This is a genomic window from Azospirillum soli, from assembly GCF_017876165.1.
Classification (GTDB): Bacteria; Pseudomonadota; Alphaproteobacteria; order Azospirillales; family Azospirillaceae; genus Azospirillum; species Azospirillum soli.
The window spans coordinates 322,709-335,424 of sequence record NZ_JAGINQ010000001.1 but is presented as its reverse complement, the minus strand read 5'-3'; the positions used below and the strand labels follow the sequence as shown (position 1 = coordinate 335,424).

Sequence of the window (12,716 nt, the reverse complement as noted above, 5' to 3'; positions counted from 1 at the left end):
ATGAGCGGGGACCGGCGCACCAACCTGCGGGCCATCGGGATCATCCTGGTCGGCTTCGTCGGCCTCGCGATCACCGACGCGCTGATGAAGTTCCTGTCCGGCAGCTACCAACTGCCGCAGACCGTCTTCTTCAACGCGCTGTTCTCGCTGGTGCCCATCGCCGGCTTCGCCCTGTGGCAGGGTGGGCCGCGCATGCTGGCGACCCGGAGGCCGGGGCTGCAACTGCTGCGCGGGCTGCTCGGCCTCGGTTCCGGCTATGGGGCGTTCTTCGCCTTCGCGCGCATGCCGCTGGCCGACGTCTACGCGATCCTGTTCTCGTCGCCGCTCATCATCACCGTCCTGTCCGCCCTGTTCTTCCGCGAGCGGGTGGACGCCCGGCGCTGGCTGGCCGTTCTGGTGGGGTTCGGCGGCGTGCTGGTGATGCTGCGCCCGACCGAGGCGATCATCGACACCGGGGCCATGGGTGCCATCGTCAGCGCCCTGTGCTTCTCCTCCTCCGCTCTGCTCGTCCGCCATTGGGGCCGGCAGGAGACGACGGCGTCCTTCCCCTTCTACGGCAATCTGCTGGCCGTGCTGCTGCTGGGGCCTGTGCTGCCCCAGGTTTACATCCCGCCGGCTCCGCAGGACTGGGCGCTGATGGCGCTGTGCGGCCTGAGCGCCGGGGTGGCGCTGCTCTGCCTGCTGACCGCCTTCCGCATCGCCCCGTCGCCGGTCGTCGCTCCCTTCCAGTATTCGCAGATCGTCTGGGGCGTGCTGATCGGGCTGGTCGTCTTCGGCGACGTGCCGAGCCCCTGGCTGGCGCTGGGCACCGCCATCGTGGTGGGCAGCGGCCTCTACCTCCTGCGCCGCGAGGCGGAGGCCGCCCGCCAAGCCCGCTCTCAAGCCGCCCAGACCGCCTGATCCGGTTCCGGCACCTCCGACTGCTCCCAGTTCCCCTTCAAGGCCTCGGCCGCCAGCCGGCCGGAGATGACGCAGGCCTCCACCCCCGGACCGGGGAACACCCCGCCGCCCGCTAGGCACAGCCCCGGAATGGGCGACTTGCGCGGCAGCGGCCGCTGCGCCGGATCGACGCCGTAGATCGCGCCGCCCGTCGTGTGGGCGTAGCGGGCGAAGGTCGCGGCGGTGGCGTCCTGGCGGTGGACGATGTGCCGCTTCAGGTCCGGAATCGCCCGCGCGGCGGCGGCGATCATGGCGTCGCCCACCCGTGCCTTGCGCTCCCGATAGTCGTCCGCCGTCCGGTCCCACCCGCCATCGGCCGGGGCCAGCCGCATCAGCGTCACCGCCGCACACCCCGCCGGAGCCAGCGAGGCGTCGTGCACCGACGGCACCGCGATGCCGACGCCCGGCTCGTCCAGCACGAAGGACATGGCTGGCAGGTCGGGCAGGATGTCCAGCCCCAGCGTCACCATGAAGGCCGAGGCGGACGGACGCAGAGCCCGGCAGCGCGCCGCATAGTCGGCCGGCAGATGCTCCGCCCCCACCAGTTCCAGCATAGTCCGCCGCACGTCGGCGTTGGACACCACCGCCGGGGCCGCGATCCGCCGCCCATCGGCCGTCTCGACCCCCGCCGCGCGTCCGCCTTCCACCAGGATTCGCCGCACCGGCGTGCGCAAATGGACCTCTCCGCCGTTCTCCCGGATCGCCTCGACCAGCGCGTCGGCCAGCCGTTGCGACCCGCCCTCCGGGTAGAAGCCGCCGTCGAAGAAATAGCCGAAGATCGGCGCCATTTGGTTGGCGCGCAGCAACTCCGGCCGGTCGGACAGATAGCAGGTCAGGCTCGCCAGAAAGGCCCGCGCCCCGGCGTCCGGCACGAAGCGTTCCAGCATCGTCAGGAAGCTCGTGTCCTTCCAGCGGAAGGCGGTCGGGCAGGTGCGGGGATAGGCGCGCATCGCCTTCACATCGCGCGGGATGTGCGGCAAGCCCGTCTCGGCGCAGCCCAGATACAGGTCGCGGTAGATGCCGCGCATCTCCTCCACGAAGGCGGCTACGCCCGCCGCACTGTTTGGATAGTCCCGCGCGATCATGGCGACCAGCCCGTCCGCGTCGTCCGGCAGGCGGCGAAGCTGCCCACCCACGTACACGCCCCGGTTCACCGCCTGCCAGTTCACCCGGTCCGCCACCCCGACCGTGCGCAGCAGGTGGCCGACAGGGCCGTTCTTATGGGCGCCGCTGATGTCGTGCACGCCCGCGTCGAAGACGAAGCGCCCGACCGTCCCGTCCGCCCCGCGCACTTTGCGCTCCCAGGAGGAGCAGTAGCCGCCCGGCCGGTCGTGCGCCTCCACCACTGTCACCCGCGCCCCGTCCGCCGCCAGCTGCGCCGCCGCCGTCAACCCGCCGATGCCGGCCCCGACCACCACCACGTCCCGTGCATCGCCGTCTCTTGAACCGATCACTACCGGTGCCGGCCAGTCATAGGGCTCCATGGCGGCGAGCTGCTTGGCGATGGCCCGGCCGGATAGCCAGTTCGGCAGCTTCCGGTTCAGCACGATCCCGACCACCGTCGCGGCCATGCTCATGAACGGCGCCCACAGCGGGGCCAGCCAGAAGGCCGCCGTGCTGACCAGGAAGATGGCGCCCCACACCGCTGTGATTGCCGAATTGATCGCAACGAACTGCGGCATTTGCCAATAGTCGCGCGGCCACGCGTCGCGGGCGTATTGCAGGGTGAAGGGGCTGCCCGTCGCCAGCGTGCCGAAGGCCATCCCCGCCAGCACGAGGTGGATGACCAGTCCGATGTTCTCCCCCGGCCAGCTCCAGCCCAGCAGCCCGCAAGCCGGAAGCACCGCGAAGAAGATGGCGGCCACCAGCTCCGGCGCCTTCAGCGACCCGCCCCGCCGATCCACCGCGCAGAGGATGACGCTGAGCAGGAACGCCGCCGCCGTGGCCCATAGGCCGCCGGCCGGCTGCAACGCGCCGAAGGCGATCCAGGGGGAGAAGCCGAGAAGGATGCGCAAGCCGGTCGAATGGATCATGGCCGTGCCTTTCATGCAGAAGATGCCGGCGGCCAGCCTCTCCAATCCGGCGATCCTCGCCACCGTCGATCCGCGAAAGGCAGGGAATCCTTCGCAAAACAGCCGTTCCCGCGTTTCGCGAAGCGCGAGTTGCAGGGGAGGGGATGGAGCATTCGCCCCACCGCCACGCTCGGACATCGGGGACAAAGGGCGGGCATCGGCGGTTCGCACCCCGGGATCACGGGCATTCGCCTAAAAAGCCGGTAATCGTTAACTATAATTGCCGGTGTGGCCATGCCCTCGGACACCGCGTTGATCGGCGCTCTTCCGGTTCCTGTTTCCACCCCCGTCTCCATTCCTTCTCCCCGCGCGGACAACCCGGTGCGGCGCGGGGTGGGGTGGATGCTGCTCTGCCTGTTCCTGTTCGCCCTGATGGACGTGCTGCAAAAGGAACTGGTCGCCCATTACCCGGCGATGGAGGTGATGTTCTTCCGCTCCCTCTTCTCGCTGGCGCCGCTCGCCGTGGTTCTGGCGCGCATGGGCGGCTGGGGCGCGCTGGCGACGCGGCGACCGCTCGGCCATCTGCTGCGCTCCATCGTCGGCGCTCTGTCGGTGGCCGGCTTCATCCACGCCTTCGGCGGTCTGCCCTTCGCCGACGTCTACGCGATCAGCTTCGCCGGCCCGCTGTTCGTCACCGCCCTGTCCGCCCCGCTGCTGGGGGAGGCGGTGCGCGCCCGCCAATGGGCGGCGGTCGGTGTCGGCTTCCTCGGTGTGCTGGTGATGCTGAATCCGGGGGCGGGCCTGCTGTCCGGCACGGCGCTGCTGTGCGTCGTCGCCACGCTGTTCGGCGCGCTCGCCTCCATCTGCGTGCGCCGGCTGTCGCGGACGGAAACGAACGTCTCCATCGTCTTCTACTTCACGCTGGCCTGCGGGGTGTTGGGCGGCGTCGGCATGATTCCGGACTTCGTCATGCCCGACGCGCGCGGCCTTGCCCTGATGGCCGGGGCGGGGCTGCTGTCCACCGTGGCGCAGCTTGCCATGACGCAGGCCTACCGGCTGGCTCCGGCCGCCGTGGTGGCGCCTTTCTCCTACAGCTCCATGCTGTGGGCGGTGATGTTCGGCGCGCTGCTGTTCGGCGAGATGCCCGGCCTCGCCACCCTCGTCGGCACGGTGATCGTGATGGGAAGCGGCCTGTACCTCCTGCAAGGAGGCAGCTTACAAGGAGGCGGCGCGCGGGCCTGACCTGCGGTTGCGGCATTGGGCCGTATGGGCGCGGTTCGGTTAGGGTGCGACCATGACCCGGACCGACGCCCTCCCGACCATCCAGACCGACGACACGCGCCAAGCCATCGGCTGTTTCCTGCTGGCGATCCTGCTGTTCGCCGGTATGGACACGCTGATCAAGTATCTCAGCGCCGGCTATCCGGTGGCGCAGCTGATGTTCGTGCGCTCGGCGGTGGCGGTGTTGCTGGTCGGCGGCATCTCGATCGCGCGCGGCGGCTGGAGCGGCATGCGCACCCGCCGTCCGCTCGCCCATGTCTGGCGGGCCTTCGCCGGACTGCTGTCCATGGGCTGCTTCTTTTACGCCTTCAAGCATCTGCCTCTGGCCGAAGTGTACGTCCTCAGCTTCGCCGGCCCGCTGTTTATCACCGCGCTGTCCATGCCCCTGCTGGGAGAGCCCGTGGGCTGGCGCCGCTGGGCGGCGGTGCTGGTCGGATTCGGTGGCGTCGTGGTGATGGCCCGGCCCGAGGCCGACGCGCCGCTCCTGCCGGTGCTGGTCGGCTTGGCGGCCGCCTTCTTCTACGCGCTCGCCATGATCGCCGTGCGCGGCCTGTCGCGGACGGAGAGCAACACCGCCATCGTCGTCTATCTTCTGCTGACGACCACGGTGGTGAGCGGCATCGCCGCCGTGCCCGTGTGGCAGGCCCCCGGCCTTGCCGATGCCGGCCTGATGCTGCTGGTCGGCACGCTCGGCGCCGGGGCGCAGGTGTTGATGACCCAGGCCTTCCGCCTCGCCCCCGCCGCCGTGGTGGCGCCGTTCGAGTACACGGGCATGATCTGGGCGACCCTGTTCGGCTTCCTGGTGTTCGGCGACGTGCCGACGCCGACGGTGCTGACGGGTGCGGGCGTCATCATCGCCAGCGGCCTCTACATCCTCCACCGCGAGACGATGCGCCGCCGCGCGTAAAGCGCGAAGGGCAGGGCTACCCCTCGCTGCCGATGCGGAAGGCGCCCCAGTGCTTGCCCTTCACGTAGACCGGTGCCGACACGTCCTTCATCGAGGCGACCAGCCCGCCGCCCATGTCGCGGCGATAGGTCTGGATCAGCACCGGCTGCCGGTTGCGCGCGGCGGCGAGGCCGGTCGCGTCGTCGAACATGCGGCGGTTGCGGCAATGCGCCTTGTTCCAGTCCGGATCGCCCGGCCGTTGCGGCTCCGAATATTTCCTGTTGTGGGTCGGCAGGTAGCCATTGCGGTCCACCGCCGCGCAGAAGACGATCCGCCGGTGCTTGCCCAGCACGGGTTCCTGAAGGCTGGGCAGCAGCCGGTCGCACAGCTCGGTAAACGTGGTCGTGAACTGCTGCGGATCGCTGCCCGGCACCGGTTCGTAGTCGGTGGAGAAGATCTGCTCGAAGCTGGTCTGCCCCTTGTCGATGGCCGCGTCGAACAGCGCGCCGATGGATTTGGCCGTATCCTGGGCGAGGCCGACCAGCTCCGCGTCCGCCGCGTTCCAGCGGGTCAGCGCCTGCGTCAGCCGAGCCGCGAAGTCCGGGGCCAACGGATCGAAGCGCACATGGGCGATGTCGCGTTCGGTCGCCACGATGGTGCCGGTGGTGCGGCCCTGCCCCTCGATGTCCAGCTTGATCGCGTAGCCATCCGCGCTCGCCAGCTGCAACTCCCGCACTTGGCAGCCGCCCATGGAGATGTTGTCCAACCGGCTCTGGAACCTCAGCCCGTCCACCTCGACCGTGCAGGCGATGTCCACGGCGATGCGGTCCTCCCGGCGGCGGTTACCGAAGCGGGTGCCGCGCAAGCTGGCCGTCACGCGCCGCTTGATGCCGTAGATCTGCTTCACGAGGCCCGTGGCGTTCTCCCACAGCTCGCTGGCCTTCTTGGTGGAGCGTTCGGCCGCCTGCGCCACGTTCTCGATGCGCTCGTGGACGCTCTGCATGCTCTCGGCCATCTCGTCGGCGTTGTCCGCGATGTCGCGGGTGACGATGGCCTGTTCGGCGACGGATTCGGTGATGGAGGCGATGTCGTCGGTGACCGTCAGCACGCGATGGGCCACGGACTCGATGGCCGTGACGGTCTGGTTGATGGAGGCCTGCATCGCCTCGATCTGGGTGCGGATGTCGCCGGTCGCGTTGTTGGTCTGGTCGGCGAGGTTCTTGACCTCGTTCGCCACCACCGCGAAGCCCTTGCCGGCGTCGCCCGCCCGCGCCGCCTCGATGGAGGCGTTGAGCGCCAGCAGCCGCGTCTCCTTGGCGATCTTCTCGATCAGCTTGACGACGCTGCCGATGCGCTCCGACGCCTCGGCCAGGGTGGTGGCGTAGACCTGCGCCTCTTGCGAGCGGGTGGAGGCGTCGCGGGAGCTTTCGGTGGCGTGCTCCACCTTGGCGGTGATCTCGCTGAAGGATTCCGACAGCCCGCGCGCGGCCAGCGCGATCAGGCGGGCGTTCATGTTGGTCTGTTCCGACGCCTGGGTAACGTGCTCGCCCTCGGTCGCCACCTTATTGGCGGCACCCAGCACCTCGTCGGCGGCACCCTCCATGCTGGCAGCGTTGTGACGGACGAGGTCCACCGTCTCGCGCAGCTCGCGCTCGAAGCTCTCGGCGAACTCCTCCATCTCGCGGGTCATGTCGGGAGACGCGACGGCCTCCGGCTGCGCCGCCAGCGACGCTTCCACCCCCAGCAGCACGCCGCGGATCAGCGCCCCGACCTCCACCGCCGCGCGTTCCCGGTCGAAGCGGTGGGCGCGGATGACGTGCGCCGCCATGCGCTCCAGCAGCAGCGCCCGCCCGGCCAGCGCCGAGTCCACGCCTCTCGCGCTTTCCATGAACCCGGAATCGAACCGTGCCGCGAGCACGGCGTCCAGATGCGCCCGCAGAGCCCGCCGCTGCTCGTCCGAATCCGCCGCTTCCCCCAGGGTCCGCTCGACCACCGGCCCCAACGCCGCCCCCAAAGCCTGCAACGCCGCCTCGGTGCGCGCGTCGATCCGCCAAAGCGCGCGGTCGGGAGCCGTCGCCTCATTCCGTGGGGCCTGCGCGGCGGCTGCGGTGGGGGGCATCAGGCGTCCTCTTCGGCGATGAAGTCTGCCCTCGGTTCGCTAAAAACTCTCAAACCGAAGGAACGGTTCATTTGTCCGTAGAGATTGGCAGAATATTGCTCGCGCATACCGGGCGACCAATTGCCGCAGAGCACCTCCGTCACGCCGCGCAGGGCTGCCCCGGCCAGGAAGGCGCCGACCAGGACTGCTCCGGCGCGGCGAGGGCGGCGACCCCGCTGCGCTCCAGAATCCGCCGGACGCGCGGCGTGAGGTTCTCAAACCCGATGCTGCCGCCCTTTTCCCGCACCGTGTTGCGCATCGCCAGCAGAAGCCCGATGCCGCAGGAGTCCATGAACTCCACCGCCGACAGATCGAAGCGGACGCACAAGCTCGCGCTCTCCTCCACATGGCGGAGCAGCGGCCTCATCGCGGCTAGCGCGGTGTAGTCGATGCGCCCGGCCAGCCGGACGCGCACGCACCGTGCCTCGTCCTCCGGCCCATGTCCCGAGGTGCATCGTGTCGAAGTCCACATGGTCGAGCGGCTTTCCCTTATGCGGCGGAGCGCCGCGGATCGGCCGCCGGACATGACCACAGTCGCTCTGCGGTTTCGTGGCGTTTCGATTGCAATTTTGTGATTCCCGGACGCAACGCCCTTTCTTGACAGCGCCGCCGCCGGGTTCCACTGTGCGGTCATCACGGCTGGGGTGCCCGCTTCTCCGGGGCGGGCTGAGACCACACCCATCGAACCTGATCTGGGTCATGCCAGCGAAGGGAGCCGACCGTGCGAAGCGCCGCCACGGCAGTGACTTCGCGACGGCTTCCCGCCGGCCAGGAGGAGTTTCCATCCATGCGGCGGTTGCTACCCGTTCTCCTTGGTCTTGCGATTGCGGCGGCCGGTCCGGCGCGGGCCGAGAGCTTGTCCTTCCCCGTCCTCGTCCCGCTCACCGGCTTCCTGTCGCTGGAGGGCACCAGCCAGCGCAACGGCGCGGTGTTGGCGCTGAAGGACGCGCCCGCCAGCGTGACCATCTCCTCCGATGTGATCGACACCGGTACCTCGCCGGAGGCCGCCGTGACGGCGCTGGAGCGCGCGGCCGGCCGGAACGTCGCCGCCGTCGCCGCCAGCATGCTCGGCACGCAGATGCTGGCAATGCTGCCGCTGGCCGCCGAGTATAAAATCCCGCTGGTCACCGTCTCCGGCACCGCCAGCATCACAGAGCAGGGCAACCCCTGGGTCTTCCGCTTCTTCCCCGGCGACGCCGTGACGAAGGAGGCCCACGCCCGCTACGTGGTGGAGGAACTTGGCAAAAAGCGCCCCGCGCTGATCTACCAGACCACCGCCTATGGCCAGTCCGGCAAGGCCCACCTGACCGAGGCGTTCAAGTCCCTCGGCGCCGATCTCGTCTTCGAGGAAGGCGTGGACCCCGCCGCCAAGGATCTCCTTCCCGTGCTGACCAAGGCGCTGGCCGCCAAGCCCGACGTGCTGGTCCTGCACCTGCATTCCGGCCCGACCGCCCTGTTCATCCGGCAGGCCGCCGCCAACGGCGTGGAAGTTCCCATCGTCGCCGGCTCCGCCATGCACCAGCCGAGCACCGCCGCCTTGCTGGAGCCCGCCGAGCTGAAGGGCGTGTGCGCGGAAACCGCCGCCTCGCCCATCTCCGGCGGCAGCCCGGAGGTGGAGGACTTCACCGCCGCGTACCGCAGTGCCTTCAACACGGAGCCCGACGCCTTCGCGCTCGGCCAGTACGACGGCATGCGCATGGTGCTGGAAGCCGTGAAGGCCGGCGCCCGCACCCCCGACGACATCCGCAAGGCGCTGTCCACCGGCACGCACCGGGGCCTCGCCATGACCTACAGGTCCGACGGCAAGGGCAACATGGCCCACTCGGCGGTGATCGTCTGCTACGACGGCACGTCGCGCGTCCCGAAGATCGCCAAGCGCTACGACAACGTGACCGGTGTGGTGAAGTGAGGGGAGTGGTCGCCGCAAGCCCCCTTCCTCCCAGCCTTCGGTTGGGCCCCTCCTTCCCCCACTGCGTGGGGGCAGGTTTGATTCCCTCCCCCGCCGTCAGGTGGGGGAGGGTTAGGGTGGGGGCTCGCCGCGCGGCTTTCCCGTGGGGCAAGTCACCATGATCACCCTGCAACTCCTCATCAACGGCGTTGCCCTCGGCGCGGCTTACGCGCTGGTCGCGCTCGGTTTCGTCCTCGTCCTGAACGCCACCTCTGCCGTGAACTTCGCGCAGGGCGACCTCGTCATGGCCGGCGGGCTGCTCGCCGTGGCGCTGGCGCCGCATATTCCCTTGCCCGGCATCGCGCTGCTGCCTCTCACCATCCTCCTCATGGCCGCGCTCGGCCTGATCCTCGCGCTGGCCGCCTACCTTCCCCTGCGCAACCGCCCACCGGTCGGCGTTTTCATCAGCACAATCGCCACCGGCATCATCCTTCAGAACGGCGCCACCATCCTGTTCGGGCCGGAGCCGCGCGCCGCACCACCCCTGTTCTCCGGCGGCACGGTCAGTGTCGGCGGACTGACCGTCGCGGAACAGTCGCTCGCCATCATCGCCGTGGCCGCTATCCTGATCGCCGCCCAGCAATGGGTCTTCGCCAGGACGCAGCTCGGCCGCCGCCTGCGCGCCACCGCCCAGGATCCGGAGATGGCCCGCGCCTGCGGTGTGCCCGTCACGGCGATGATCCTCGTCACCTTCGCGCTCGGCACGGCCTACGCCGGGGCGGCGGGGCTGCTGCTCGCCAACCGCTATTTCGTGACGCCGACGGCGGGCGGGGATCTGATCCTGAAGGCCTACATCGCCGTGACCATCGGTGGCTGGGGCTCGGTGCCCGGTGCCGTGGTCGGCGCGCTGCTGATCGCCCTGTTCGAGGTCGGAGTCTCGTCCGTCCTGTCCTACCCCGTTGCGCTCGGCGCCCTTTACGCCACGCTGCTGGTCATCCTGGTCGCCCGCCCGCAGGGCCTGTTCGGGGAGGCGGCGCGGCGCCGTGCGTGAGACCGTGTCGAAGCGAGCACCCACCCTGAACCTCCCCCACATTGCGGCAGGGGAGGGGATCGTTGCTGTCGTCGTTGTCGCCCTTGTCGCCTACGCCGCCCTCTACGCGTCGCCCTACGGCCTGCGCGTGCTGACCGTGGCCGGCGTCTACGCGCTCGCCACCATCGGATTCCAGATCGTCTTCGGCCTGGGCGGAGCCCTGTCGCTCGCGCAAGGCGCCTTCTTCGGCCTCGGCGCCTACGCCACGGGCATTCTCGGCAGCCAGTGGGGATGGACCTTCGCCGCGACCTTCCCGGTCTCCCTCCTCGTCCCCCTCGCCGTAGCGCTGCTCGTCGGCCTGCCGGTGCTGCGCCTGGAATCGCACTACTTCGCCCTCGCCACGCTCGGCATTGCCCAAGTCGTGCATCTGCTGGCGGTCAACAGTCCCGGCCTGACCGGCGGCGCCAACGGCCTGCCCGGCGTCCCCGGAATCGTCCTGTTCGGCTGGGCCGTGCCGCGCGGCCTGCCGCTCGCCGCCATCGTCTGGAGCTTCGTCGCCATCGGCGGCCTGATCGCGTGGACGCTGGCGCGCGGGCGCTGGGGCCGCGCCCTGACGCTGGTGCGCGACGACCCGCTCGCCGCCGGCACGCTGGGCCTCGACGTCGGGCGGCTGCGCCTGACCGCCTTCGCGCTCAGCGCCGTCTACGGCGGGGCGGCCGGAGCGCTCGCCGTGCACACCCAGCGCGTCGTCTCGCCGGAGGTGCTGGAGTTCCCCGTCATGGTCTCCATCCTGACCATCGCGGTGGTCGGCGGGCGCGGCCGGGTGGCCGGCGCGATCCTCGGCGCGGTGCTGCTGATCCATTTGCCGGAGTGGTTCCGCTTCCTGGAGCGCAGCTATCTGCTGGTCTACGGCGTGGCCCTCCTGGCGGCCATCGTTCTGGCCCCGCACGGCCTGACGGGCCTCATCGACCGCCTGTTCCCGCCGCGTCCGAAGCCGCTCCCCATCCCTGTCGCACCCCCGGTCCCCCAACCCGCCACCGGCCCGGTCCTCCAGATCGCCGACCTCGGCAAATCCTTCGGCGGCGTGCGCGCGGTGGATGGCGTGTCGCTGGTCCTCGACGCAGGCTCGATCACCGGCCTGATCGGCCCGAACGGGTCCGGCAAGACGACGGTCATCAACCTCGTCTCCGGCCTGGAGCGCCCCGACCAAGGCCGCATTCTCCTGTCCGGCCAAGACATCACGGGTTCCGACATCTCCGGTTGGCGTCCCGACCGCATCGCGCGGGCCGGCATCGCCCGCACCTTCCAGGCCGTCAGCCTGCCGCCGGGCGCCACGGTGCTCGACGCCGTCGCCGCCGCCCGCCTGGACCGCGATCGCTCCATCGTCGAGGCCGAGGCCCACGCCCTCCACATCCTGGGCCGCCTGAACGCCGCCGACCTCGCCCCGCGTCCCTGCGCCGACCTTCCGGCCGCGCTGCGCCGCCGTGTCGAATTGGCTCGCGCGCTGGCCCGCCAGCCGTCCGTCCTGCTGCTGGACGAACCCGCCGCCGGCCTGACCGATGCGGAGAAGGCCGACCTCGCCACCCACCTCCGCGCCATCGCCGCGACCGGCACGGCGCTGCTGGTGGTTGAGCACGACATGGGCTTTCTGCTGCCGCTCGCCGGTCACGTCCTGTGCCTCGACCAGGGCCGCATCCTCTACGATGGCCCGCCCGAGGGCGTGCGCAGCGACCCCACCGTTGTCGCCGCCTATCTGGGGGAGGGCGCCGCGTGACCGAACCCCTCCTGACCGCCCCCCTCCTGAGCATCGACGGCCTCACCGCCAGCTATGGCGGCGCCACCGCCCTGCACGGCATCTCGCTCTCGCTCCGCGCCGGAGAGGCCGTCGCCCTGCTCGGCGCCAACGGGGCCGGCAAGTCCACGCTGCTGAAGACCATCCTCGGCCTCATTCCTGCCAGCGCGGGCCGCGTCCAACTCGACGGCGACGACATCACCAACCTCGCCACTGAACGGCGCGTGCGCCGTGGCCTCGGCTATGTTCCCGAGGGCCGGCGCGTCTTCCCCGGCATGAGCGTGCGCGACAATCTGGAGGTCGCCAGCCCCCTCGGCCGCGCCGACCGCGCCCGCGACGTGGAGCGCGTCTTCACCCTCTTCCCAGCGCTGGCCGAGAAGACCGCCGATCAGGCGTGGCGCCTCTCCGGCGGTCAGCAGCAGATGCTCGCCGTTGGCCGCGCGCTGATGGGCCGTCCGCGCCTTCTCCTGCTCGACGAGCCGTCGCTCGGCCTGTCGCCCAAGCTGGCCGGGGAGGTTTTCACCGCCGTCCGCGCCATCGCCGCCGAAGGCACCACCGTCCTCGTCGCCGAACAGAGCGCCGCCCGCGCGCTGTCCGCCACCAGCCGCGCCGTCCTGCTGCGCCTCGGCCGCATCGTCCACGACGGCCCGGCCGACAGCCTTCCCCAGGAAACCTTGCGCGAAGCCTTCCTCGGCGGGTAAGGGCGAAGCCTCCCGGTGGGGCATGGAAG

10 protein-coding genes and 1 riboswitch are annotated in these 12,716 nt (G+C 70.4%); of the genes, 7 read left to right on the top strand and 3 right to left on the bottom strand.

Annotated elements, in window-relative coordinates; all coding sequences use genetic code 11:
• A complete protein-coding gene (locus J2852_RS01580; RefSeq protein ID WP_209869878.1) occupies positions 1-900 on the top strand; it encodes a DMT family transporter in 900 nt (299 codons plus the stop codon).
• Here the strand turns inward: J2852_RS01580 and J2852_RS01575 are convergent.
• On the bottom strand, positions 879-3,035 hold the full coding sequence (locus J2852_RS01575; RefSeq protein WP_343206658.1) for a phytoene desaturase family protein: 2,157 nt from the start codon (positions 3,033-3,035) through the stop codon (positions 879-881). The two genes, J2852_RS01580 and J2852_RS01575, sit on opposite strands and share 22 nt — an antisense overlap.
• A gap of 210 nt (positions 3,036-3,245) precedes the next feature.
• On the opposite strand from J2852_RS01575, the gene J2852_RS01570 reads away from it, so the two are divergent.
• On the top strand, positions 3,246-4,193 hold the full coding sequence (locus J2852_RS01570; RefSeq protein ID WP_209869876.1) for a DMT family transporter: 948 nt from the start codon (positions 3,246-3,248) through the stop codon (positions 4,191-4,193).
• Between the two features lie 52 nt (positions 4,194-4,245).
• Positions 4,246-5,139: a DMT family transporter gene (locus J2852_RS01565; protein ID WP_209869873.1), complete on the top strand. Its 894-nt coding sequence runs from the start codon at positions 4,246-4,248 to the stop codon at positions 5,137-5,139.
• A gap of 16 nt (positions 5,140-5,155) precedes the next feature.
• Here the strand turns inward: J2852_RS01565 and J2852_RS01560 are convergent, their stop codons facing one another.
• Together J2852_RS01560 and J2852_RS01555 are read right to left on the bottom strand one after the other, a co-directional pair.
• Positions 5,156-7,237: a methyl-accepting chemotaxis protein gene (locus J2852_RS01560; RefSeq protein ID WP_209869870.1), complete on the bottom strand. Its 2,082-nt coding sequence runs from the start codon at positions 7,235-7,237 to the stop codon at positions 5,156-5,158.
• Between the two features lie 139 nt (positions 7,238-7,376).
• A complete protein-coding gene (locus J2852_RS01555) occupies positions 7,377-7,691 on the bottom strand; it encodes an STAS domain-containing protein (RefSeq protein ID WP_209869859.1) in 315 nt (104 codons plus the stop codon).
• Between the two features lie 215 nt (positions 7,692-7,906).
• Positions 7,907-8,007: riboswitch (TPP riboswitch) on the top strand.
• Positions 8,008-8,063: 56 nt separating this feature from the next.
• On the opposite strand from J2852_RS01555, the gene J2852_RS01550 reads away from it, so the two are divergent.
• The 4 genes from J2852_RS01550 to J2852_RS01535 all read left to right on the top strand — a co-directional run bounded on the left by J2852_RS01550 (position 8,064) and on the right by J2852_RS01535 (position 12,687).
• A complete protein-coding gene (locus J2852_RS01550) occupies positions 8,064-9,185 on the top strand; it encodes an ABC transporter substrate-binding protein (protein ID WP_209869856.1) in 1,122 nt (373 codons plus the stop codon).
• A 157-nt stretch (positions 9,186-9,342) separates the two neighbouring features.
• A complete protein-coding gene (locus J2852_RS01545; protein WP_209869853.1) occupies positions 9,343-10,215 on the top strand; it encodes a branched-chain amino acid ABC transporter permease in 873 nt (290 codons plus the stop codon).
• The gene (locus tag J2852_RS01540) at positions 10,208-11,968 is read left to right on the top strand and encodes a branched-chain amino acid ABC transporter ATP-binding protein/permease (protein ID WP_343206657.1); all 1,761 of its coding nucleotides are present in this window, start codon (positions 10,208-10,210) and stop codon (positions 11,966-11,968) included. Before J2852_RS01545 ends, J2852_RS01540 begins: the two co-directional genes overlap by 8 nt.
• Positions 11,965-12,687 carry an ABC transporter ATP-binding protein gene (locus J2852_RS01535; RefSeq protein ID WP_343206656.1) on the top strand — a complete coding sequence of 241 codons (723 nt, stop codon included), beginning with the start codon at positions 11,965-11,967 and terminating at the stop codon, positions 12,685-12,687. Before J2852_RS01540 ends, J2852_RS01535 begins: the two co-directional genes overlap by 4 nt.
• The last annotated feature ends 29 nt before the right edge of the window (positions 12,688-12,716 follow it).

What these genes read in the sequence shown, in the direction of transcription:
- J2852_RS01580 (WP_209869878.1), top strand. Translation starts at nt 1, where the DNA reads ATGAGCGGGGACCGGCGCACCAACCTGCGGGCCATCGGGATCATCCTG.
- J2852_RS01570 (WP_209869876.1), top strand. Translation starts at nt 3,246, where the DNA reads ATGCCCTCGGACACCGCGTTGATCGGCGCTCTTCCGGTTCCTGTTTCC.
- J2852_RS01565 (WP_209869873.1), top strand. Translation starts at nt 4,246, where the DNA reads ATGACCCGGACCGACGCCCTCCCGACCATCCAGACCGACGACACGCGC.
- J2852_RS01560 (WP_209869870.1), bottom strand. Translation starts at nt 7,237, where the DNA reads ATGCCCCCCACCGCAGCCGCCGCGCAGGCCCCACGGAATGAGGCGACG.
- J2852_RS01550 (WP_209869856.1), top strand. Translation starts at nt 8,064, where the DNA reads ATGCGGCGGTTGCTACCCGTTCTCCTTGGTCTTGCGATTGCGGCGGCC.
- J2852_RS01545 (WP_209869853.1), top strand. Translation starts at nt 9,343, where the DNA reads ATGATCACCCTGCAACTCCTCATCAACGGCGTTGCCCTCGGCGCGGCT.